We start from the raw sequence: 22,639 nt of genomic DNA on the forward strand, positions 1-22,639 counted from the left end.
CGGGTGGGCCGGCCGCGCTCGGCGGCCCGGGCGGCCCGGGCGGCTTGTTGGGGGGCTTGGCGGGCGCCCCCGGCGCGCCCGGACTGGCAACGGTCCCGATCACGGTGCAAAACAACGACATCCTGGCGAACCTCTCGGTGGGCGGTGGACCGACGGCGTCGGTGGTGGTCGACACCGGTTCGCGGGGCCTCATTCTCCCGCCCCAAGACGTGAACCTCGCGACCCTCGGCACGCCCACCGGTAGCGGCAGCGTCGTCTACGGCGAACCCGGCAACATTTTGACCGTGAACTTCAACACCTATACGACGACGGTCAATTTCGGAAACGGCATCGTCACCCAGCCGACCACCGTGGCCGTGGCCACGTCCGCGACCCAAACCGTCGACTTTTTCTTCTCCAATCCGGTTCCGACTTCGCAAGTGCCGGCGATCTTGGGCATCGGGGTGAACCCCGCCGGACCACTCGCCAGCAGCCCCGTGACGGCATTGCCCGGTAGTTTCGGTCAGGGTGTGCTGATCGACGAACCCAAGGGCGTAATGCAATTCGGCACCAACCCGCTGCCCGCCATCGGCTCCGTGACCGGCGCCCCCTCCGCCACCCTGGACGTCCGCATCAACAACGGCGCCCTCCAGCAGACCGGGGGCGCGTACATCGATTCGGGCGGCCTGTACGGATACGTCCCCGACAATCTCAACCCGCCGAATTCCGGCGGATACCTGCCGGCGGGAACCACCATCTCCGTCTACACCCCCGACGGGACGACGTTGCTGTACACGACGACGGTCGGTGCGCAACAGACGCCCGTCGTGTCGAGCCTCCTCGGCGGCAACTTCAACACCGGCATCGCTCCGTTCCTACAAGATCCGATCTATCTCTCCTACAACCCGACCGGTTACGGGACGACGGTCTTCGACGCGTGAATCGGCTTTGAATTAGCTTTGAAAACAAGCAATTTCGCGACGGCGAGCCGCTAACATCCGCTTGTCGCTCATCGGGTCGCGACCGCTCACTGACACGCATTACTCCTGGAGGGGTCGGATGTCGTTTGTCATCGCGGTGCCCGAAATAGTTACCGGCGCGGCAACGGATTTGGCGAGCCTCGGCTCAGCGATCGACGCCGCCCACGCGGCGGCGGCAACCCGGACGACGGGCGTGATGGCCGCCGCCGGCGACGAGGTGTCGGCGGCCATCGCGGCGCTGTTCTCCCGGCAGGGCTCGGCGTATCAGGCACTGGGCGCGCAGGCCGCGGCGTTTCACGCCCAGCTGGTGCAGACCCTCAACGCGGGGGCGGGCGCCTATGCGGCCGCCGAAGCCTCCAACGCGGCGCCGCTGCAGGCCCTCGAGGACGGGGCGCTCGGGGTGATCAACGCGCCCACCGAGCTGCTGTTGGGGCGCCCGCTGATCGGCAACGGCGTCAACGGCATCACCGACGCGGCAGGGGTGGGAACCCCCGGTGGGGCTGGCGGACTCCTGTGGGGAAGAGGCGGTAACGGCGGAAACAGCACGGCCGAGGGGGTGCCCGGCGGCGCCGGCGGACCCGCCGGGCTGCTCGGCACCGGCGGCACCGGCGGACAGGGCGGCTGGGGCGCGCCCGGCGGGGCCGGCGGCACCGGCGGGTTCCTGTTGGGCAACGGCGGCGAGGGCGGTGTGGGCGGGCCGAGCGGGATCGGCGGTCCCGGCGGCAGGGCGCTGCTGTTCGGCAACGGCGGGCCCGGCGGGGTGGGCGGCGAAGTCGCGGTGGGCGGCGCCGGTGGCGCCGGCGGGTTGCTGGTCGGCAACGGTGGGCCCGGCGGGACCGGCGGCGTGCTGGCAGCCGGCGGCCAGGGCGGCCCCCGCGGTTTGGTGTTCGGCCAGGCCGGGCCCGGCGGCGCCTACGGCGGTGACGCCTCCGTCGAGCTGACGATGATCAACGGTCGCCCCACGGTTGCGGTCAGCGTGGGCAACGGACCGTCGGTGCCGGCGCTGATCGACACCGGATCCACCGCCACGTTGTTCCCGGTCCAAGACGTCGATCTGCAATCCCTGGGCCAGGCAACGGGATCGGGCGTGTACAAGTTCGGGCCGCCCGAACAAAGCACGGTCGATTACTACACCACCTACACGGCATCACTGGATTTCGGGAACGGCATCATCACCAAGCCGATGACGGTCGGCGTCATCACGTCGGAAACCTACAACGGAGTACAGCAGACCCCGAGCGAAATTGTTCTCGGTGTCGGGTCCAACACCCCGTCTCTCCCGCATTTCGCCGTCAGCCCCGTGCAGGAGCTGCCGGGCGCGCTCAGTCAGGGTGTGCTCATCAACGAACCGAAACTTCAGGTCGAGTTCGGGCCCGACCCGCTGACGCCGTTTGCCGCGGCCACCGGAGCGCCGATCACCAACGACCTGGGCGTGGCGGTCACTCCGCCCGGCGGTCCGCTGGGCGGGATGCAGAGTACTACCGGCGCGTTTGTCGACACCGGCGGTAACGGTGGCGACCTCCCGGAAAGCATGCTGCCGCAATCCCTTTCCTACCTTCAGCCCGGCCAATACCTGCCGCAGGGCACCGAGATCCAGGTCGAAGTCCCGAGTGCGACCCTGTCCGGCTACCAGTTGGTGTACGAAGAGATCGTGCCCGCCAATTCCATGTTGGTCACCGCAGGCGATTTCAACACCGGCAACTATGTCTTCACGAAGCTGCCGGTCTATCTCTCGTACACCCCCAGCGGTCCGGGAACGATGTTTTTCGACACCCCCGCGTAAGCAGGCGGGCGATGCCGTTCAGGCCGCCGCCGTACCCGCCTTCGCTTCCACAAAGCGCCTCGGCCGCGGCCACCGGACGACGGCGGCCGCCCACAGCAGCACGCACATCGCCTCGGCGACCACGGTGAGGGCCGCGTGGGGCGCCGGCTCCCACCCGTGCTCGGTGAAGCCAAAGAGGCCAACGGTTCTCGACAGCACGAAGGCCACCAGGGAGCCGCCGGCCAGCGCGGCGGCGGACCACTCGACCCACCAGGGTCCGCCCGCGGCGACCAGCAGCGCCAGCGAGAACGACGCGCTGGCCTGGACCAGGAAGGCATTCCCGATCATCGGGATGTGTTGGTAGCCGTGGATGTAGAGGTAGGCGTGGCTGAAGGCGCTGACGGCCAGGGCGGCGGCCAGGGCGAGCCGAAGGATGAGTTTCATTGCAGCGTCGTCTCCTTCAGTGCCAGGGCGGTCTGCCCCTTGGTGTAGTTGACCTCGCGAATCCCCAGGGCGTCGCGCAGCTTGCCGGCCGGCAGCGTCACCGGCTTGGGCGCCGGGCCGTCGCCGGGATGCGGCAGCGGGTAGGCGGTCGTCGTGCCGCTGTAGAAGGTGACGTTGCCCTCCGTCTTCGAAAACAGTTGGTGCACATGCCCATTGAGGCAGGTGACCGACGAGAAGCGGCTCAGGTAGCTCAGCGCCTGGGCGGCGTCGTCGGTGCCCCAGCCCCAGTCGGGGTACATCGCGAACAGCGGGATGTGGCTGAACACGATGATCGGCGTGTCGTTCGACAACCCCGCGACGTCCTTCTCGACGAATGCCAGCTGGTCCGTGTCCAGATGCCCGAGCTTCTTGAGGTTCAACGTGTTCACCAGGGCGATCACGTGGACGCCGGCGATGTCGAAGCTGTACCACCCGTCGCCGCGGGTTCCGGCGCCGAAGACACTCCGGTACTTCTGGCCCCCGTCGTCGACCGAATCGTGTTCACCGGGCACCGTGAAGATGTGCGGCGTCTGCAGCTTGGTCATCATCTGCTTCACCTGGTCGAACTGCTCGGGGCTGGACAGGTGCGTGAGGTCGCCGGTGTGGATGACGAAATCCGGTGTGTAGCCGAGGTTGTTGATCTCGTCGATCGCGTGGCCGAACGTGGTTGTGACGTCCGGGTTGGGTGGGCCGGAGAAGCCGATGTGGCTGTCACTGATCTGGGCGAATCGCAGCGTGGGTCGGGCCGCGGTGTGCGCGGCCGTCGCCGTCCCGGCGACGTGCGAGATGACCTCGCCGCCGACGACGGCGAACCCGACCGCCGCGCCGAACCAGGCCGAGTGCCGGATGAGCTGGCGGCGGGTCATCGAGTTGGGGTCGTTCATCCCGTCACCACCACCGTGCCGTGCATCATCGGGTGAATGGAGCACACGTAGTCGAACTTCCCGGCCGTGGGAAAGGCATGCGAATACGTGGCGCCCGTTCCCATTCCGGGTGAATGAAACGACCCGTCGCTCGCGGCCACCGTGTGCGGTTCCTCGTCGCGGTTGGTCCACGTGACGGTGGTGCCCGCCTTGACGGTCAGGGTGGCCGGCGCGAAGGCGAAGTTGTCGATGGTGACCTGGTCGCCCGCGGCGGCCGCCGGCGACCCGGTCGCCGATGCCGGGCCCGACGTCGGGCCCGACGTCGGGCCCGGCGCGCTGGGCATCCCGCTCATGCCCGGCATTCCGGGCATGCCGCTGGCGCCTGAGCCAACGGTCACCGACGGCTGGGCGGCGGGTGGCGAGGACGAGCAGCCGGCCAGCAACAGCGCGCCCGCGGCCAGCACCGTGAGCAGATGTTTTCGAAGCTTGGCGATATCCATGCCAAGAGATAGGGCGGCGGGTTACACCTCGCGGCGCGGCGGGGCGAACACCTCGATCACGCCGTTGACCTCGCGAACCATCAGCGTGGGCAAGGGCTTTGGCGAGATCGGCAGCTGGTGGGTGAGCACCTTCCCGCTGGGCGAGAACGATGTCGTGTGGCACGGGCAGCGCAGGGTCCCCTCCGGGGCGTCGAACCACAGCCGGCAACCCTGATGCGTGCAGACGCCGGATATCGCCTCCGGTTTGCCGTCCACGCGGCGGACGAATCCGGTGACCGAGCCCAGGTCGAACGGATGCATGACGCCGTCGGGCACGTCGGAGCTGGCCGCGACGCGCTGCCAGCTGCCCTCGTAGGGCGTGAGTTCCCCGGCGACGGCCGGGCCTTCGGTGGGGCCGCCCATCAGCGCCCGGTCGATCGACACCGCCGCCGCCGCGGCGGCCGCGGCGGCCGACGTGCCCACGATGACCTGGCGGCGCGTCGTGGGGTGCTTGGCCGGCGCGGGCGCCGGCGCACCGTTCATCTGCTCGGCGAGCCGGCCGTGCAGCTCGCTGAGGAACTCCTGCCGCGGTTCGTCGTCACCCTGCCCGGCCGCGCGCAGGTCGATCGCGGTCCGGATCTGCGCCGCCTCGAAGTCGTCGGCCGCGAACGGCTTGGGCCGGCGGCCCCGCAACAGGTCATCGACATAGCGGCGCAACCCTCGCGCGTTCATCGCTGACCTCCATCGTTGACCTGTGCCGCCAGCCGCAGCGCCCGGTGTTGGAGCACTTTGGCGTTGGCGACGCTGATTCCCAGCTCGGCGGCAGACTCCTTGATCGAATTACCTTGCAAGAAACGCATTTCCAAAATCTGGCGGTACCGGTCCGGCAGCCTGTCGAGGACCCGGGCGACTCGCTGGGGCGCGGTGCTGATCGCCTCCTCGCTCTCCGGTGGTTGTTCGATGTCGTCGATCGAGGTTATCTCCCGGCCCATGGTCTCCCGCCAGTGCGCGGCCAGGACCGTCCTGGCCGTGGCCCGCAGGTAGGCGCGCACCTCGCCGACGCTGGCCGTCAGGCGCAGCGGCCGCAGCGCGGCGAGGAAGACCTCCGCGGTGAGGTCCTCGGCGTCCGCCCGGTTGCCCACCCGGGCGAACAGCGTGCGGTACACCCAGGACGCGTTATCGGAATACACGGCCTCCCAATCGGGATAGCCGTCGTCGGGGACCGCGCGCAGCGGACGCGGGCCGGGTTCGTTGTGAGCCGCCACGTGCCTCCTTCACCGATAAGTATCAGCTCGGGTTACACGAGAGTTCGTCGGCCATCAGCCGGTCCAGCTTCTCGGCGGTGGCCGACAACGCCGAGCGGGCCATGCGCAGGATCCGTTCCCGCACCCTTGGCTTCGCCGACGCCGGCGCCAGCAAATGTCCCATCAGATGACCGAACAGGTCCAGGCGCGCCGTGGCAAGCCAGGCGGCCAGGTCCGCGTCGTCGAGCCAGCGCAGCTGATTGCCGTAGTCGGCCCGCGCGATGCGCAGCCAGTCCAGGTCGGTGTCGGGATGCGGCAACGGCGGGCAGAGCTCGTTGCGCGCGGCATCGTCGGGGCAGGCGGCCTCGACGTGGGCGATCAGCGCCGCGCTGAAGATCTGCTGGCAGCCCCGCACGCTTTGCAACGTGATGCGGCCCGGCTCGAAAATCGGTGCGGCGGGCGGCTTCTCGGCGCCGTCGGCGGTGCAGTCGACGTACAGCGCCGAGGCGCCCCCGCGGACGGCGCCACCCTCGAGGACCATACCGTCGGCGTCGACGCGCAGCAGGTGGCCCATCCGCACCACGTCGGTGATCCGCCGCAGCTGCTCCAGCTCGGCGCGGGTGACGGTGGCGCAGCGATACATGGTGGGTCGGATCGCCGGGTCGATCCGCAGCAGCGCGCCGGCGTCCTCGAGGCGGGCGAACAGGTCGTCGACCGAGGTCGCGTCGTTGACGGCCCGCAGCTGCGCGGTGAAGGCCGCCTTGATCCGGTCGGCGAACAACGAACCCGGCTGGATCGTCGCGCGGTCCAGCAACCACGAGTCCCGCGGCATGATCCAGGTCAGCCGGTCCGGGTCGATGCCCTGGCCCAGCAGCCAGAGGCAGGTGTCGATGCCGGTCTTGCCGGCCCCGACCACGACGTAGCGCTCGCGCGCGGCAAGGCGGGGCAGGTCGTTGGGCGGGACGCACGCGACGCCGGGCGCCACCTCGTACGGCGGCGGGCGCATTGACGGGACCATGACGCGCATGTAGGTGGCGTCGACGACGCGGCGCCTGACGTCGACGGCGTATTCGGTACCTCCGAGCGTGGCAAAGCGGCCATTCCCGCGGTACTCGCTCATCGGGAAGTAGGCCACGCGCCCGGTCGGCAGGAACCGCCGGCGCAGGACGTGGTCGTAGTACGCGCAGACCTCGCCGGCGGTCGCGAGCTCGTAAAGCCCCTCGTTCCAGCCGACTTGGTCGAGGGCGTCGCTGCCGAGCGGCAGCGAGTTGACGCCGTAGAACGCCGACGGCTGGTGCAGCCGCACGAACGGGTAGGCCGTGGTCCAGTGCCCACCCGGCTGGTCGTTGCGATCCACCAGCACCACGCGGGCCTGCGTCTCGGTGACGAGCGTGTCGAGGAACGCCATCCCCATGGCGCCCGCCCCGACCACCAGGTAGTCGGCCTCGATGGCGTTCAACGGATTTCGGCCGCCGCCGCGCGCAGGTCGTTCAGGGCCGCGCGGGCGAGCTCACCCAGGCTCTGATCGCCGTCGGTGGTAATCCATTCGGCGAACGCCTCTTTGAACGCCAGCCCACCCAACTCGGCCGCCAGGGCGGCCGCCCGCTCCGGCACGCCGCGCGCCCGCAATGCGCCGGCCATGGCCGCGGCGAGGCCGACCTGCTTGAGCGCGTCGCGCTCCTGCAGTTCGCTGCTGGTGGCGATGACGGCCTTCACCCGGGGGGCGAGCTCGCGGTTGAACGGTGTCATCGCCCCGGCCGCGCTCTCGAGCCCGGCGGCGACCGCGGTGAGTGGTGTGGCGTCCGCGGGCGCCGACGAGATGCCGTCGACCAACAACCGGGACAGCGTCTCCTGGCCGGCCGCCAGCACCTCCCGCTTGTCGGGGAAATACCGGAAGAAGGTGCTTCTGGTCAGGCCGGCCCGGTCCGCGATCTCGGCGACGGTGGTGTTGTCGTAGCCCTTCTCGGAAAACAGATGCAGCGCGGCCTCCACCAGCCGCAGACGGGCATCGGGCTCCCAGCGTGGCATGCAGTCATCGTAGCGATGCGACTTTTGTCGCATCACTCTGTTACGGTGATAGGACATCAGTCTCATCACTCGAGGAGTAGTCATGCGGGTTTTCGTCACGGGTGCCACCGGCGGGGTCGGTTCGGCGGTCGTCCCCGAGCTCATCGGCGCCGGCCACGAGGTCCTCGCGCTGGCCCGGTCCGACGCGTCGTCGCGGGCGGCCGCGTCGATGGGGGCCGAGGTGTTGCGCGGCGACCTCGACGACGCCGAGAGCCTGCGCAGGGGCGCCGCCGAGGCCGATGGCGTCGTCCACCTGGCCTTTCTGCACTTCGACGATTTCGAGAAGGCGGTCGCGCAGGAGGCCGCCGCCGTCGAGACGTTCGGCGCGGCGCTGGACGGCAGCGGCAAGCCGTTCGTCATGGCCTCGGGAACGCCTCCCGTCCCCGGCCGCGCCGCCACCGAGCGGGATTGGCCGCCGAGCGAGGGGCTCGTCGGCGGGCGCAGCCGCAACGCGCACGCCGCCGTGGAATTGGCGGACCGGGGTGTCCGCTCGGCGGTGGTCCGCCTCCCCCGGTCCGTGCACCGGGCGGGCGGTCCCTGCGGTTTCGCCTCCCTGCTCGTCGAGGCCGCCCGGCGGACCGGCGTGTCCGGATACGTCGGCGACGGCACCCAGCGCTGGCCGGCCGTGCACGTCCTCGACGCCGCCCGCCTGTTCCGGCTGGTTCTCGAGCAGGCCACGCCCGGCACGGTCGCGCACGCCGTCGGCGACGAGGGCGACCCGATGCGCGCGCTCGCCGAGGCCATCGGGCGCCAGCTCGAGCTGCCCACGGTGTCGGTCCCCGCGGAGCATTTCGGGTTCGTCGGCGCCATCTACGCCCTGGACCAGCCGGCCTCGAGCGAGGCGACCCGGGAGAGATTCGGGTGGCAGCCCACCCATCCGAGCCTGCTCGAGGATCTGGAGGCAGGAAACTATCCGGTGTGAGACCGTGCGGCTACGGTCGCGACATGACCAGCTGGAGAGAGTTCACGGAAGCCGCTCCGCGCATCGCGACCATCTTCGTCCGCCGCCATCGGGCCACCGGCAACTTGTGCATGCTGGGCACGCTTCGTTCCGACGGGTTTCCCCGAATCAGCCCGGTCGAGCCGAGGGCCTTCGAGGATCAGCTCTGGATCGTCGGCATGCCCGCTACGACGAAATTTCGTGACCTCGCCCGCGATCCGCGCTTCTGCCTGCACACCGCCACCGTCGACACCGGGGTCGAAGACGGTGACGCGAAGTTGTTCGGCGTCGTCGAGGACGTCGGGGACAGGGCCCTGCAGCGACGGTTCGCCGAAGCGCTCTACGAAGAGACCGGCCTGGACCTTCGAGGGCAGGACTTCGATCACTTCTATCGGGCCGACCTGATCGGCGGGTCCGCGGTCGAGGTGACCGATGGCCACCTGGACATCACGATCTGGAAGCCCGGCGAGGCCGAGCGCGTCGTGCGCAAGCACTGAACGCCTTGCCAACCCCCGAGGGCAGTTACTAGGATATGCAAGTATCCGCTTTCAGCGCGCCAACAACACTCGAGGGCCCCATGACCACACAGATCCCGCACTTCATCGACGGGAAGCGCACCGCAGGCCAGTCCACCCGCACCGCCGACGTCTTCAACCCCAGCACCGGCGAGGTGCAGGCGAAAGTGCCGATGGCCGGCAAGGCCGACGTCGACGCGGCGGTGGCCTCGGCCGTCGAGGCCCAAAAGGGTTGGGCCGCATGGAATCCGCAGCGCCGCGCGCGGGTGATGATGCGCTTCATCGACCTGGTCAACAAGAACATCGACGAGCTGGCCGAGCTGCTGTCCCTCGAGCACGGCAAGACGGTGGCCGACTCGCGCGGCGACGTCCAGCGCGGCATCGAGGTGATCGAGTTCGCCATCGGGATCCCGCACCTGCTCAAGGGTGAGTACAGCGAGGGCGCCGGGCCGGGCATCGACGTCTACTCGCTGCGCCAGCCGCTGGGCGTGGTCGCCGGCATCACGCCGTTCAACTTCCCGGCGATGATCCCGTTGTGGAAGGCCGGGCCGGCCCTCGCGTGCGGAAATGCCTTCGTGCTCAAGCCCAGTGAGCGCGACCCCTCGGTCCCGGTGCGGTTGGCCGAGCTGTTCGGAGAGGCCGGGCTGCCGCCGGGCGTCTTCCAGGTCGTGCACGGGGACAAGGAGGCCGTCGACGCCATCCTGCACCACCCCGACATCCAGGCTGTGGGTTTCGTCGGCAGCTCCGACATCGCGCACTACATCTACTCCACGGCCGCGGCCAACGACAAGCGGTCGCAGTGCTTCGGCGGCGCCAAGAACCACATGATCGTGATGCCCGACGCCGACCTGGACCAGGCCGTCGACGCGCTGATCGGCGCCGGGTACGGCAGCGCCGGCGAGCGCTGCATGGCGATCAGCGTCGCGGTGCCCGTCGGCGAGCAGACCGCGGACCGGTTGCGCGCCAGGCTGATCGAGCGGATCAACAACCTGCGCGTCGGCCACAGCCTCGACCCCAAGGCCGACTACGGCCCACTGGTCACCGAGGCCGCTCTGGCGCGAGTGCGCGACTACATCGGCCAGGGCGTCGAGGCGGGCGCCGAATTGGTCATCGACGGCCGCGAGCGCACCAGCGACGATCTGACCTTCGGTGACGCCAACCTGGAGGGCGGATTCTTCATCGGCCCCACCCTGTTCGACCACGTCACCCCCGACATGTCGATCTACACCGACGAGATCTTCGGGCCGGTGCTGTGCATGGTGCGCGCGCACGACTACGAAGAGGCCCTGCGGCTGCCCTCGGAACACGAGTACGGCAACGGCGTGGCGATCTTCACGCGCGACGGCGACGCCGCCCGCGACTTCGTGTCCCGGGTGCAGGTGGGCATGGTGGGCGTCAACGTGCCGATCCCGGTGCCGGTTGCCTACCACACCTTCGGCGGCTGGAAGCGCTCCGGCTTCGGCGACCTCAACCAGCACGGCCCGGCGTCGATCCAGTTCTACACCAAGGTCAAGACCGTCACGTCGCGATGGCCGTCCGGCATCAAGGACGGCGCCGAATTCGTCATCCCCACAATGAATTAACCGCCATGTTCACTCTGAACGACGACGAGCGGGTCATCACCGAGACGGCGGCCGCGTTCGCCGCCAAACGAATCGCCCCGCACGCGCTGGATTGGGACGCGGCCAAGCACTTTCCGACCGACGTGCTGCGCGAGTCCGCCGAGTTGGGCATGGCGGCCATCTACTGCCGCGAAGACGTCGGCGGCAGCGGGCTGCGCCGGCTGGACGGGGTCCGCATCTTCGAGCAGCTGGCCATCGGCGATCCGGTCACGGCGGCGTTCCTGTCCATCCACAACATGTGCGCGTGGATGATCGACAGCTTCGGCACCGACGAGCAACGCAAGTTCTGGGTGCCGCGGCTGGCCGCGATGGATGTCATCGCCAGCTACTGCCTGACCGAGCCCGGCGCCGGGTCGGACGCCGCCGCGCTGAGCACCCGCGCCGTCAAGCAGGGCGGCGACTACGTGCTCGACGGCGTCAAGCAGTTCATCTCCGGCGCCGGGGCCTCGGACGTCTACGTGGTGATGGCCAGGACCGGCGGCGAGGGCCCGCGCGGCATCTCCGCGTTCGTCGTCGAAAAGGGCACCGACGGGCTGAGTTTCGGGGCGCTCGAGGAGAAGATGGGCTGGCACGCCCAGCCCACCGCGCAGGTCATCTTCGACGGCGTGCGGGTGCCCGCCGACGCGATGCTGGGCGGCGCCGACGGCGAGGGCGCCGGCTTCGGCATCGCGATGAACGGCCTCAACGGCGGCCGGCTCAACATCGCCGCGTGCTCGCTCGGCGGGGCGCAGTCCGCCTTCGACAAGGCGGGCGCCTACGTGCGCGAGCGGCAGGCCTTCGGCTCTCCCCTGCTCGACGAGCCGACCATCCGGTTCGCCCTGGCCGACATGGCCACCGGGCTCGAGACCTCGCGGATGATGTTGTGGCGCGCCGCGAATGCCTTGGACACCGACGACCCCGACAAGGTCGAGCTCTGCGCGATGGCCAAGCGCTACGTCACCGACACCTGCTTCGAGGTCGCGGACAAGGCGCTGCAATTGCACGGCGGCTACGGCTATCTGCGCGAGTACGGTCTGGAGAAGATCGTCCGCGACCTGCGGGTGCATCGAATCCTGGAAGGTACCAACGAAATCATGCGGGTGGTCATCGGCCGGGCCGAGGCCGGCCGCGTGCGGGCGAGCGCCTAGGAGGCTCAGTTGACGGCAATCGCGTTTCTGGGGCTGGGCAACATGGGCGGGCCAATGTCGGCCAATCTGGTCGCCGCCGGCCACGATGTGCGCGGGTATGACCCGGTACCCGCGGCCGCGGCCGCCGCGACCGCCGGCGGTGTCACGGTCTTCGACAGCGCCGCCGACGCGGTGGCCGAGGCGGACGTCGTCATCACCATGCTGCCCAACGGCGACATCGTCAAACGCTGCTACGGCGAGGTGCTGCCCGCCGCCCGGGACGGCGCGCTGTTCATCGACAGCTCGACGATCTCCGTCAACGACGCCCGGGAGGTGCACGCGCTTGCCGAGCAGCACGGGGTCGCGCAGCTCGACGCCCCGGTCTCGGGCGGCGTGAAGGGCGCCGTCGCCGGCACCCTCGCGTTCATGGTGGGCGGCGACGAGTCGGCGCTGCAGCGCGCCCGGCCGGTGCTGGAACCCATGGCGGGCAAGGTCATTCATTGCGGTGCGGCCGGGGCGGGCCAGGCGGCCAAGGTGTGCAACAACATGGTGCTCGCGGTGCAGCAGATCGTGGTCGGTGAGGCGTTCGTGCTCGCCGAGAAGCTGGGGCTGTCGGCGCAGTCCCTGTTCGACGTCATCACCGGCGCGACCGGCAATTGCTGGGCGGTGCACACGAATTGCCCGGTGCCCGGCCCGGTTCCGACCTCGCCGGCCAACAACGACTTCAAGCCGGGTTTCGCGACCGCGCTGATGAACAAGGACCTGGGCCTGGCGATGGACGCGGTGACGTCCACCGGTTCGGCGGCACCGCTGGGCACGCACGCCGCGGAGATCTACGCCAAGTTCGCCGCCGACCATGCCGACAAGGACTTCAGCGCGGTGATCGAGGCGCTGCGCGGCGGCTAAAGCCTTGCGTCACTGCACCTTTCGGCCGAGGAACGCGGCCAGCTGATCGGCGGGCGCCCGGTCGCCCGAGCACGACTGCTCGTGGCCGAAGGGCCGGCCCGGCCCGCGGAATTCGGCCCTGACGAAGGCCCGGGCGGCGACGAGCTGCTCGGCCGCCAGCTCCGGGTCGAGATCGGTGGACTGGTCGGTGGCGAAGGCGAGATCCCACGCGTGGGTCAGCACGTCGGAGGTGCGCATCCCGACGAACACCTGCCCGGGGACCTCCCCGAACGGCAGCTTGTACATCGCGGTCATCCCGTCCGGCCCGGCGAAGACGTTCTGGGCGGCCAGCGCGGAGGCCCGGTGGGCGGCGACCGCGTCGTCGGGCCGGGCCTGCGGCTCGGTGGGTTTGGCCGCCCACAGCCCGACGCGCTCGTTGCCGCCGATGACGTGGTCGATCAGGTCCCCGATCGTCCACTCCGTGCAGGGCGTCGGCGCGCCGAACTGGTCGGGGCTGACACGGGCAAGGACGCCGGCGAACGCCTCCTGGGCGCGCTGGTGCGCAACTAATGGGTCCACGGTCCTGTCCTGCCTTCCTTCGTTTCAGTCTGAGAAGTCACCCGCGTTGCGCCGCAACGTCTCGATGGACGACACCAGCGCCTGGGATTCGGCGTCCTTGATCCCGATGTCGGCGAACACCTGCTCGTTGAGCGTGATTGTGGCGTCCTCGACGGTGGAACGCCCGAGATCGGTGATTTGCACCAGCGTCGTGCGCCCGTCGGTGGGGTGCGGCGCCCGCTGGACCAGCCCGTCGGCCTCCAGCCGGCGGATGGCGTGGGTCACGCTGGTGACGTGGACCTGCAACCGATCGGACGCCTTGGTGATCGGTAACGCCCCGGTGCGGCTGAACGCCAGCAGCCGCAGCAACTCGTAGCGGGAAAAGCTCAAGTCGTAGGGCCGCAGCGCGTTCTCCACCCGGGCCAACAGGATCTGGTGCGCGCGCATCACCGAGGTGACCGCCACCATGCCCTGCGACACCTCGCCCCACCCGGCGCGCTCCCAGTTGGCCCGCGCCGCGGCGATCGGATCGCGCTTGGAGCTTGATGGGGCCACGGCCCCTTCTTACCGCATCTGCGGCCCAACCGTGGCCTTTCCTATCGCCGAGACCACCGCCAGCGTCGACGCGCGGTTGCCGACGGTGATGCGCGCGCCGCCGTCCGCGTAGTGGCGCACCTGCAGGCCGCTGCCCGCGAAAACCTCATGCCACGGCCCACCCCTCGAAGGCAGGTACATGAAGTTCGCGTGGGCGTCGGTGGTGTAGACCCCCAGCGCGCTCAGCCGCATCCGCAGATAGCGGCGTTCCGCGTTGATCGCGTGAATCCGTTGCAGCAGTTGGTCTTCCGCCTCATACGACGCGGCGACCGCGAGCAGGCTGGTAAGCGCGACCCCGAACGGCAGCTGCTGGGACCACAGGGTGCCCGCCAGTTCCGGCGCCGCCAGCCCGTAGCCGATCCGCAAACCCGCCAGCCCGTACGCCTTGGAGAACGTCCGCAGGACCACGACGTTGGGAAAGCGGGACAGCAACGCCGGGACGTCGATGCGGTGCTCGGGCGCGGCGAATTCGATGTACGCCTCGTCGAGCAGCACGACGGTGTCGCGCGGCACCCGGCCCAGAAAACGCACGAGCTCGGCGGCGGGCTCCAGCGTGCCGGTCGGGTTGTGCGGGCGGCACACCACCACCACCCGCGCGCCGGCGGCTGCGTCGGCCAGGCCGTCGAGGTCGTGGTGGCCGTCCTGGTCGAGCGGAACGGTCAGCGAATTCAGCCGCGCCATCGCGGCGATGATCGGGTAGCCGTCGAAGGTCGGCGACGCCATCGCCACCACGTCGCCCGGTTCGGTCAGCGCCTGCAGGGCCTGCAGCGCCACCCCGGTCGCGCCGGCGCCCAGCACCACCTGGTCGGCGGGCAGGCCGACGTGGCCGGCGATCACGCCGCGCAGCCGCTCGGGCAGGAACTCGGGGTAACGGTTGACCGCATAGATGGACCGGATCAGCGCGGACCGCACCGCCGGCAGCGGCGGGAACGGATTCTCGTTGAGCGACAAGGCAAGCGGGTCGATCGCGGTCGGAAACGCGTCGTCGATCTCGGCGGCGAACGGGCCGCGGACCGGTTGCATCAGCTTCGTCCGCCCCAGCGCACCGCCGCCGCGCCGGCGAAGTCGCCGGCGTGGGCGAAGGCCGCCATCAGGACCACATCGCCCGCCTTGGCCTGCCCGTCGGTGATCGCACGGTCGAGGTTGACGGGGATCCCGGCGCCGAACAGATTGCCGCACTCCTCGAAGGTGTCCCGATGGCGTTCGGGGGGCAATTCGAGCGCGTCCCGCCAGTTGCGCAGAAACGCCCGGTTGGGCTGGTTGGTGACGAGCAGGTCGATGTCCTTGGTGGGCAGCCCGATTCGGTCGCAGACCGCGAACGCCACCTCGGGTACCTGCCGGTTGCCCCGGGCCAGCACCTTGGTGATCTTGCTTTCGGTGAAGCCGATGCTGCCCTCGCCCGGCCCGGCCTGCCACCACTTGCGGGGCGGGTCGAAGGACAGCGTCATCTCACCGGCGTACTCGCCGTAGGTGCGGCACTCGACATCGAGGATGGGCGAGGCGTCGGACAACGCCACCAGCGCCACCGCCGCCCCGTCGCCGGGGACCGCCGATTGCGCCTTTCGCCGGATCGTCGGCTGGTCGAAGAACTGCCCCGCGGCATTCTGCGCGATCGCGATCAGCGCGCTGTGGCCCTCCCCCGACGACAGCAGCTTGCGGGCCACGTTGAGCGCCAACACGAAAGCCGCGCACCCGCCGTTGTTCAGGTCGAGCACCCAGGAGGGCCGCATGCCCAGCCGGTGCGCGATGCCGCCCCCTTGCCCATAGAACGCCATGTCCGGCACCTGGGTGTGGGTGATCAGCACGTCGGCGCCCTCGACGGCGTCGTGGCCGTGCCGCTCGATGATCCCGCGGGCCGCGCGTTCGATCATGTCGATCGAGCTCTCCTCGGGCCCGACGTGATGGCGAAGCTTGGGGGCGCGGAACATGAGATGGTCTCGCAGGTCGTCGTTTTCGGCGAATTGCGCGTAGTACTCGGCGCCGATCGGCTCGCCCGGCAGATAGGTGGAGACGTCGATCAGGCTGACGCTTGGCGTGCTCATGTCATCCCATCCAATCCGGCGTCACCGGCAGGCCGTGGCGGTGGCGGTACTCGGCGATGGCCTTGAGGTTCTTCAGCTCCAGCAGGTGGCCGGCGCCGAACATGTCCCAGAAGTCGCCCACCCACACCGGCCGCTGCGGCGGCGCGGTCTCCGGATAGGGATTGTGATCGTAGAACGGGTGATGGCAATTGGTCCACAGCACAACCGAACCGGGCTTGTCGAGCACGATCTGCGCGTCGACGACGCGCATCAGGTAGACCATCCACAGGTGCTTGCCCTGATCCCAGGCGCAGTGGTAGTCGACGGTGCGGGCCCGCGGGTTGGCGATGGTGCGCGTGTAGATCTCGGTCTCCGAGCCGAGCCGGTCGTGGGCCAGCCACAGCCCGGGTTCGTCGGTGGGGGTGAAACCGCGCAGGCTGTAGGTCCACTCCTCGAGGCTGCGGGTGTCGGCCATGTAGTCGTACAGCTCGTCGGGCGGACAATCGACGTAATCGTTGACGGTGCAGTACTCCCCGAAGACCTGGTCGTGCGGATACACCGACCGCATCATGTCCATGATGATCGGGGTGGCCTTCTCCCGCGGGCTGGTCTCGATGCGGATCACGCCGTCGATGTGGGTGGGAATGTCCTCAAGCGCTGGCAGCGACATCGGTCCTGGCCTCCTTGGCGGTCGGAATCAAAAACGGTGCGAACGGCGGAATCTCGTCGGCGGCGCATTCGACGCTGACGACGGCCGGGCCGTCGGTGGCCAGCGCCGCGCGCAGCGCGGCGGACAGGCCGTCGAGGTCGGTCACGTCGACGGCCGTCAGCCCGGGGAACATCGCCGCCAGGCCCGCGCCCAGTCGACTGGACCGGAATCGGTTGTAGCTGTACAGGTCGTCGTAGAACAGCTGCTCGCGGGTCACGCACATGGCGTGGGCGTTGTTGTTGAACAACACGAAGGTCACCGGCAGCCGGTACTGCACGGCGGTGTGCACCTCCATGCCGTGCATGAAGAACGCACCGTCGCCCGCGATCACCACGGTGCGCCCGCGGGGGCGCCCGCTGGTGGCCCGCCCGAAGGCCATCCCGATGCCGGCACCGAAGCTGTAACCCATGCCGCCCATTCCGAGCGCGACCGCGAACCTGCCGTCCCGCCGCGCCGGCAGGTAGTGCACGGCCGCCGCGCCGGTGTTGCCCGCGTCGACGACGATGTCCGCGCCGTCGGGCACGCAGCCGTCCAGCACCGCCATCGCGTCGCGGTAGCGCACGCCCGGGCCCGCGAACGGCGGCGGCGACAACTCGGTGCGTTGAATCCTGTCGGGGACCCGCACCCGCGTCGGCCGCCCCGGCCCGGACAGGTCGTCGGTCAGCATCCGCAGCGAGGCGCGCAGGTCGTCGGTGTGCACGTGCGTGCACGGGATGTAGGGCTGCGCCGACCCGATCGAGACCGTCCGCACCGCCGCCAGGGCGTCGTCCAGGCCGGTGCGCGCCGTGACCGACAGGCGCGTGCCGATCACCAGGCACACAGCGCTGTCGGCCACGGCATCGACCACGCCCGGGTGGCCCATGACGCCGGTCACCCCGAGCGCGGATGACGAGCCCATGCCCGGGGTGCCGGCGACGTCTTTGGCGTCTGGCACGGTCGCGACCCGGGCCCGCAGCACCGCCCGCAGCGCCTCCAGCTCGGCGCGGGCGTCGTCGCGGGCCACCTGCTCCCCGACGATGATGGTGATCGGGCCGCTCGCGTCGCGCAGGATGCCGGCCAGCGGACGGGGGTTCCCGATGGGCCGCAGATACTGCACGCTCTGCCCGTTGCGCTCGCAGTCCAGGTAGCCCTGCTGAATGTCCTTGGGCAGCAACAACACTGCGGGGCCGCCGGTGCGCGCCGCGGCGATCGCCCTCGACAGCGCCGGCGCGGCGTCGGCCGGGTTCAGCACCCGCTCGCACGACACCGAGACCGCCGAGAACACCGCCCGCGCGTTCAGCGATCCGTTGTCGCCGCTGGTGTCCTGAAAGCTGCCCCGGCCGTCCATGGCGGTGGGCGTTTGTCCGACCAGGGCCAGCACCGGAACCCGGCTCGTCAGCGATTCCCCAAGGGCTGCAACGAGGTTGAGCGCACCGCCACCCGACGTCGCCGCCACCACGCCCAGGCCGGATCCCAGCCCGGCGCCGCTGCGGCTGTACCCGTCGGCCATGGCCGCGGCGGAGAACTCGTGCTTGGCCAGCACCGCGGTGATGTCGGTACGGAAGTGCGCGGCGTCATACAGGTCTTCGATGTTGGCGCCGTCGACGCCGAAGATGTGGTCTACGCCGACCGAGGCGAGCCGCTCGACGATGTGGTCGACCACCCGCTGCTTCCTGGGCATGCCTGTAACACGACGCGCGGGTAACTTCAGTTCACCGCGCGCCGTGTTTTTAGAGCGAGCGCTGCAGCAGTACCTGACCGCTGTCGGCCGAAACCACCTGCACGGCGGCGATCTGGTCGACCGGGGTGGAGATGCTGCCCGCGGGCGTCGCGGTGTGGCCGGGTTCGGCCACCCAGGTCGCCAGCCGGGTTTGGCTGCCGTCGCGACCGACCACCACCATTGCCAGCGTGTCGTGGTGGGCGTTCAGCGGGGCCAGGCAGACGCACTTGAGGTTGATCGACGTCCCCCAGTGCTGGCTGGACAGCTGCACCGTGGACGCCAGCAGGCTGGTGCCGACCTGCGCCATCGGCTGCGAGGACGCGGCCACCTGCTGCGCGGGCGACGAGGTATACCCGTGCACACCGACCAGCACGCCGACCCCCAGCACCGCTGCCGCGGCGGACGAGGCGACCCACGTCGCCACCCGGGTGCGGCGCCGCCGCCAGCGCACCGTCGCCAACAGCGACGGCAGCAGCTCCGGCGACATCTCGGGCGTCGCCGCGGCGCGGCCCGGTTCGTCGATCGCGGCGACGTCCGCGTGGTCCAGCTGGGACAGCAGCGCCGGCACGCCGCTCAGATCGGCGACGGCCTCCCGGCACGCCGGGCAGTCGGCCATGTGCGACTCGAACTCGCGGCGGTCGTTCGCGGACAACGACCCCAACACGTATGCGGCATCCCACATCGCGTAACGGTGGTTGTCCCCAGTAGTCAACCCGAACACCTCGTTGTCACCGGGCGGGCCGATGCCCCGTAGCGGCGTCCTCATCTCGTCCATCTCCTGTCACCCATCAAGTATTCGGAGCCGATGACCATGCGGATGGTCATCGCGTGACTCCAAGTTCCTGCAGAGTGAGCCGCAATGCCCGCACGGCATAGTGTAGTCGCGACTTCACTGTTCCTTCGGCTATCTCGAGGTCCGCAGCAATCTGTGCGGTGGTCCACCCGCGGTAGTAGGACCGCTCGATCACGGCCCGGTGCTCCACGGACAATTGCGTCATGGCCTCGGCTATCAGCAGCCGGTCCAGCGCCGCGTTCACCTCGTCGGGCGTCGACTGCTCGGGCGCCCCCGCTTCGTCCAGCGAACCGACGACGTTGCGGTACCTCGCGCTGCGCCGGTCGTCGATGATCATGTTGCGGGCGACGGTGAACAGCCACGCCCGCGCCGAGCGATCCGTGTCGCCGATGACCTCCGGATGCTGCCACGCCCGCAACAGCGTCTCCTGGACGACGTCCTCGGCTTGGCTCGCGTCCCCGGTCAACCGGAGCGCGTAGCGCCACAAAACCGCGGCGTGCTCGTCGTAGAGCGCCTTCATCAGGGCGGCTTCGGCAGCCCCGGAAGCCCTCCACGTGCCTGCCACACGGGCCACTCGATCACCTCCGACTACTGAAACGAGTCGAATGGGTGTTTAGTTCAGGCGGCTAAGCAAGGGTCAGGATGCGCGGCCCGGCGTCGGTGACGGCGACGGTGTGCTCCCAGTGCGCGGCGCGCGATCCGTCGGCGGTGGTGACGGTCCAGGCGTCGTCGAGCACCAGCGTTTTGGTGGTTCCCAGCGTCAGCATCGGCTCGATCGCCAGCACCGAGCCCGGCGCCAGCAGCGGGCCCCGTCCGGGGGAGCCCTCGTTGGGCAGGAACGGGTCCATGTGCATGTGCCGGCCGATGCCGTGGCCGCCGTAGCCCTCGACGATCCCGAAGGGGATCCCGTAGCGGGACTGGGCGGCGCGCGTGCCCGTTTCGATGGCGTGCGCGACGTCGGTCAGCCGGTTGCCGGGGACCATCGCCGCGATGCCGGCCTCCAGCGACTCCCTGGTCGCGTCGCACAGCGCCTCGTCGGCGGCGTCCAGCGTCTCGACCCCGAACGTGATGGCGGCGTCGCCGTGCCAGCCGTCCAGCACCGCGCCGCAGTCGATGGACACCAGGTCGCCCGGGGCCAGTATTTCCGCGGCGGACGGGATGCCGTGCACCACCCGGTCGTTGACGGACGCGCAGATCGACGCCGGGTAACCGTGGTAGCCCAGGAACGACGGGACGGCCCCGGCCTCGCGGATCACCGACTCGGCGATCTCGTCGAGGCTCAGCGTCGACGCCCCCGCGACCGCGGCCGCATGCACCGCCTGCAGGGCGGAGGCCACCACCGCACCGGCCGCCGCCATCGCGTCGAGTTCGCCGGGGCTGCGCTGCGGCACGACCCTGCGACTCCGCAGCCGTGCCAGCGCGCTCATGATTACTTGCCCAGCGCTTGCAGGGCGCGGGCGAAAACCTCGTCCATGGAGCCGACCGCGTCGACCGTCTTGAGCTCGTCGCTGTAGTACTCCAGCAGCGGCGCGGTCTCGTCGCGGTAGACCTTCATCCGGTTGTGGATCACGTCCTCGGTGTCGTCGGCGCGGCCGCGGCCCTTGAGCCGGTGCAGCAACTCGTCCTCCGAGACGCGGAACTCGACCACCGCGTCGATGTCGGTGCCGCGGCGTTCGAGCATCTCGTGCAGCGCCTTGGCCTGCTCGAGCGAGCGCGGGTAGCCGTCCAGGATGAAACCGTTGGCCGCGTCGGCCTCGTCGAGCCGGTCATCGACGAGCTGGTTGGTCAGGTCGGAGGGCACCAGATCGCCCGCATCGAGGTAGCGCTTGGCCTCAAGACCGAGTTTGGTGCCGTTCTCGATGTTGCTGCGGAACAGCTCCCCGGTGGAGATCTGCGGGATTCCCAGCTTCTCGGCGAGCTTTTGGGCCTGCGTACCCTTGCCCGCCCCGGGCGGTCCCAGCAAAACCACTCTCACTTGAGGAACCCTTCGTAGTTGCGCTGCATGAGCTGGCTCTCGATTTGTTTGACCGTATCCAAACCGACGCCAATCATGATCAAAACCGCAGTACCGCCGAACGGCAAATTCTGGACCGCGCCGCCGTTGCCGATCTGGAGGAACAGGTTGGGCAGTACCGAGATCGCGCCCAGGTAGATCGAGCCCGGCAGGGTGATCCTGCTCAGCACATAACGCAGGTAGTCGGCGGTGGGCTTGCCCGGCCGGATGCCGGGGATGAACCCGCCGAACTTCTTCATCTCGTCGGCGCGCTCGTCGGGGTTGAACGTGATCGACACGTAGAAGTACGTGAAGAAGATGATCAGGCCGAAGTAGATGCCGATGTAGACCGGGTCGCTCGGGTCGGACAGGTAGCTGCCGACGAACTTGTCCCACCAGCTGTTGCCGACCCCGCCGCTGCCGCTCCGGATCAGCTGGGTGATCAGGTGCGGAATGTAGATCAGCGACGACGCGAAGATGACCGGGATGACGCCGGCCTGGTTGACCTTCAGCGGCAGATAGGTCGAGGTTCCGCCGTACATGCGCCGGCCCACCATGCGCTTGGCGTATTGCACCGGGATGCGGCGCTGGCCCTGCTCGACGAACACCACGCCGACGATGATGATCAGCGCGGCGATGCAGACCGCGGCGAAGATGACGCCGCCGCGGCTGTCCAGGATGCTCTTGCCCTCCGCGGGGATGCGCGCCGCGATCCCGACGAAGATCAGCAGCGACATGCCGTTGCCGATGCCGCGCTCGGTGATCAGCTCACCCATCCACATCACCAGCGCCGCACCGCCGGTCATGACCAGCACGATGACGACCAGCGTGAAGATGCTCTGGTCGGCGATGATGTCCAGCGAGCAGCCCTGCAGCAGCCCGCCGTTGGCGGCCAGCGCCACGATGCTGGTGGCCTGCAGGACCGCCAGCGCGATGGCCAGGTACCGGGTGTACTGGGTCATCTTGGCCTGGCCGGACTGGCCTTCCTTGCGCAACTCCTCGAACCGCGGGATGACCACGGTCAGCAGCTGCACGATGATGCTGGCGGTGATGTAGGGCATCACCCCCACGGCGAACACCGTGAGCTTGAGCAGCGCGCCGCCGGAGAACAGGTTGATCAGCGAATAGATCTGCCCCGCCTCGCCGCCGCTGGCCTCCTTGATGCACTGCTGCACGTTCGGGTAGTTGACCCCGGGCGACGGCAAAGCCGCACCGACCCGATAGAGGACGACGATGCCAAGCGTGAAGAGGATCTTCCGTCTCAGATCGACTGTCCGCAGCGATGAGATGAAAGCCGAAAGCACTCTTCCTCCTGCGTCCTGCGTCACGCGCCTAACACCCGCAGGC

The 22,639-nt window shown here is 69.5% G+C and carries 25 protein-coding genes; 7 read left to right on the forward strand and 18 right to left on the reverse strand.

Annotated features, from left to right (window positions below):
• Positions 1-920, forward strand: a 920-nt coding sequence (locus AWB89_RS20955) for a PecA family PE domain-processing aspartic protease (protein WP_158089844.1), incomplete at its 5' end; no start/stop codon positions are given.
• A 118-nt stretch (positions 921-1,038) separates the two neighbouring features.
• Positions 1,039-2,742, forward strand: coding sequence for a PecA family PE domain-processing aspartic protease (locus AWB89_RS20960; RefSeq protein WP_085176267.1), 1,704 nt, complete (start codon positions 1,039-1,041; stop codon positions 2,740-2,742).
• 18 nt (positions 2,743-2,760) lie between these two features.
• Here AWB89_RS20960 and AWB89_RS20965 read toward each other — a convergent pair whose 3' ends face one another.
• Genes AWB89_RS20965 through AWB89_RS20995 form a run of 7 tightly spaced genes read right to left on the reverse strand, consistent with a single transcriptional unit; the run spans position 2,761 to position 7,818 of the window.
• Positions 2,761-3,165: a hypothetical protein gene (locus tag AWB89_RS20965; protein WP_085096888.1), complete on the reverse strand. Its 405-nt coding sequence runs from the start codon at positions 3,163-3,165 to the stop codon at positions 2,761-2,763.
• Positions 3,162-4,088: a metallophosphoesterase family protein gene (locus AWB89_RS20970; RefSeq protein WP_085176269.1), complete on the reverse strand. Its 927-nt coding sequence runs from the start codon at positions 4,086-4,088 to the stop codon at positions 3,162-3,164. The genes AWB89_RS20965 and AWB89_RS20970 overlap by 4 nt, the downstream gene beginning before the upstream one ends.
• Positions 4,085-4,567 carry a cupredoxin domain-containing protein gene (locus AWB89_RS20975; protein ID WP_372515319.1) on the reverse strand — a complete coding sequence of 161 codons (483 nt, stop codon included), beginning with the start codon at positions 4,565-4,567 and terminating at the stop codon, positions 4,085-4,087. Before AWB89_RS20975 ends, AWB89_RS20970 begins: the two co-directional genes overlap by 4 nt.
• A 21-nt stretch (positions 4,568-4,588) precedes the next feature.
• Positions 4,589-5,278, reverse strand: coding sequence for a Rieske (2Fe-2S) protein (locus tag AWB89_RS20980; protein ID WP_085176271.1), 690 nt, complete (start codon positions 5,276-5,278; stop codon positions 4,589-4,591).
• Positions 5,275-5,811, reverse strand: a complete 537-nt coding sequence (locus tag AWB89_RS20985) for an RNA polymerase sigma factor (protein ID WP_085096897.1) — start codon at positions 5,809-5,811, stop codon at positions 5,275-5,277. The genes AWB89_RS20980 and AWB89_RS20985 overlap by 4 nt, the downstream gene beginning before the upstream one ends.
• A gap of 22 nt (positions 5,812-5,833) precedes the next feature.
• Positions 5,834-7,249 carry an NAD(P)-binding protein gene (locus AWB89_RS20990; protein ID WP_085176273.1) on the reverse strand — a complete coding sequence of 472 codons (1,416 nt, stop codon included), beginning with the start codon at positions 7,247-7,249 and terminating at the stop codon, positions 5,834-5,836.
• Positions 7,246-7,818: a TetR/AcrR family transcriptional regulator gene (locus AWB89_RS20995; RefSeq protein WP_085097698.1), complete on the reverse strand. Its 573-nt coding sequence runs from the start codon at positions 7,816-7,818 to the stop codon at positions 7,246-7,248. Before AWB89_RS20995 ends, AWB89_RS20990 begins: the two co-directional genes overlap by 4 nt.
• An 82-nt stretch (positions 7,819-7,900) precedes the next feature.
• On the opposite strand from AWB89_RS20995, the gene AWB89_RS21000 reads away from it, so the two are divergent.
• From AWB89_RS21000 to mmsB, 5 genes are all read left to right on the forward strand, one after another.
• Positions 7,901-8,779, forward strand: a complete 879-nt coding sequence (locus AWB89_RS21000) for an SDR family oxidoreductase (protein WP_085176275.1) — start codon at positions 7,901-7,903, stop codon at positions 8,777-8,779.
• Between the two features lie 23 nt (positions 8,780-8,802).
• Positions 8,803-9,294 carry a pyridoxamine 5'-phosphate oxidase family protein gene (locus AWB89_RS21005; RefSeq protein ID WP_085176277.1) on the forward strand — a complete coding sequence of 164 codons (492 nt, stop codon included), beginning with the start codon at positions 8,803-8,805 and terminating at the stop codon, positions 9,292-9,294.
• 80 nt (positions 9,295-9,374) lie between these two features.
• The gene (locus AWB89_RS21010; RefSeq protein ID WP_085096909.1) at positions 9,375-10,895 is read left to right on the forward strand and encodes a CoA-acylating methylmalonate-semialdehyde dehydrogenase; all 1,521 of its coding nucleotides are present in this window, start codon (positions 9,375-9,377) and stop codon (positions 10,893-10,895) included.
• 5 nt (positions 10,896-10,900) lie between these two features.
• Positions 10,901-12,061 (forward strand): isobutyryl-CoA dehydrogenase, encoded by a 1,161-nt coding sequence (locus AWB89_RS21015; RefSeq protein WP_085096912.1) that lies wholly within the window; start codon positions 10,901-10,903, stop codon positions 12,059-12,061.
• Between the two features lie 9 nt (positions 12,062-12,070).
• Positions 12,071-12,946 (forward strand): 3-hydroxyisobutyrate dehydrogenase, encoded by an 876-nt coding sequence (gene mmsB / locus AWB89_RS21020; protein ID WP_085176279.1) that lies wholly within the window; start codon positions 12,071-12,073, stop codon positions 12,944-12,946.
• Between the two features lie 9 nt (positions 12,947-12,955).
• Here the strand turns inward: mmsB and AWB89_RS21025 are convergent, their stop codons facing one another.
• Genes AWB89_RS21025 through secY form a run of 11 tightly spaced genes read right to left on the reverse strand, consistent with a single transcriptional unit; the run spans position 12,956 to position 22,596 of the window.
• Positions 12,956-13,504: a TIGR03086 family metal-binding protein gene (locus AWB89_RS21025; RefSeq protein ID WP_085176281.1), complete on the reverse strand. Its 549-nt coding sequence runs from the start codon at positions 13,502-13,504 to the stop codon at positions 12,956-12,958.
• A 24-nt stretch (positions 13,505-13,528) separates the two neighbouring features.
• Positions 13,529-14,038, reverse strand: a complete 510-nt coding sequence (locus AWB89_RS21030; protein WP_085176283.1) for a MarR family winged helix-turn-helix transcriptional regulator — start codon at positions 14,036-14,038, stop codon at positions 13,529-13,531.
• A gap of 9 nt (positions 14,039-14,047) precedes the next feature.
• Positions 14,048-15,100, reverse strand: a complete 1,053-nt coding sequence (locus AWB89_RS21035) for a pyridoxal phosphate-dependent aminotransferase (protein WP_085096924.1) — start codon at positions 15,098-15,100, stop codon at positions 14,048-14,050.
• The gene (locus tag AWB89_RS21040; protein WP_085176285.1) at positions 15,100-16,119 is read right to left on the reverse strand and encodes a 3-oxoacyl-ACP synthase III family protein; all 1,020 of its coding nucleotides are present in this window, start codon (positions 16,117-16,119) and stop codon (positions 15,100-15,102) included. Before AWB89_RS21040 ends, AWB89_RS21035 begins: the two co-directional genes overlap by 1 nt.
• Before the next feature lies 1 nt (position 16,120).
• Entirely contained in the window at positions 16,121-16,768 is a 648-nt protein-coding gene (locus tag AWB89_RS21045; RefSeq protein ID WP_085176287.1) for an SRPBCC family protein, read from the reverse strand.
• Positions 16,749-18,467, reverse strand: coding sequence for a thiamine pyrophosphate-binding protein (locus AWB89_RS21050; RefSeq protein WP_085176289.1), 1,719 nt, complete (start codon positions 18,465-18,467; stop codon positions 16,749-16,751). Before AWB89_RS21050 ends, AWB89_RS21045 begins: the two co-directional genes overlap by 20 nt.
• Before the next feature lie 49 nt (positions 18,468-18,516).
• A complete protein-coding gene (locus AWB89_RS21055; RefSeq protein WP_085176291.1) occupies positions 18,517-19,281 on the reverse strand; it encodes an anti-sigma factor family protein in 765 nt (254 codons plus the stop codon).
• 46 nt (positions 19,282-19,327) lie between these two features.
• Positions 19,328-19,873, reverse strand: coding sequence for a sigma-70 family RNA polymerase sigma factor (locus AWB89_RS21060; RefSeq protein WP_085176293.1), 546 nt, complete (start codon positions 19,871-19,873; stop codon positions 19,328-19,330).
• A gap of 52 nt (positions 19,874-19,925) precedes the next feature.
• Entirely contained in the window at positions 19,926-20,726 is an 801-nt protein-coding gene (gene map, locus AWB89_RS21065) for a type I methionyl aminopeptidase (protein WP_085176295.1), read from the reverse strand.
• A gap of 2 nt (positions 20,727-20,728) precedes the next feature.
• Entirely contained in the window at positions 20,729-21,274 is a 546-nt protein-coding gene (locus AWB89_RS21070) for an adenylate kinase (protein WP_085096949.1), read from the reverse strand.
• Positions 21,271-22,596 carry a preprotein translocase subunit SecY gene (secY, locus tag AWB89_RS21075; protein ID WP_085176297.1) on the reverse strand — a complete coding sequence of 442 codons (1,326 nt, stop codon included), beginning with the start codon at positions 22,594-22,596 and terminating at the stop codon, positions 21,271-21,273. The genes AWB89_RS21070 and secY overlap by 4 nt, the downstream gene beginning before the upstream one ends.
• Positions 22,597-22,639 lie beyond the last annotated feature (43 nt).

Source organism: Mycobacterium paraense (assembly GCF_002101815.1).
In the GTDB taxonomy this organism is placed as follows: domain Bacteria; phylum Actinomycetota; class Actinomycetes; order Mycobacteriales; family Mycobacteriaceae; genus Mycobacterium; species Mycobacterium paraense.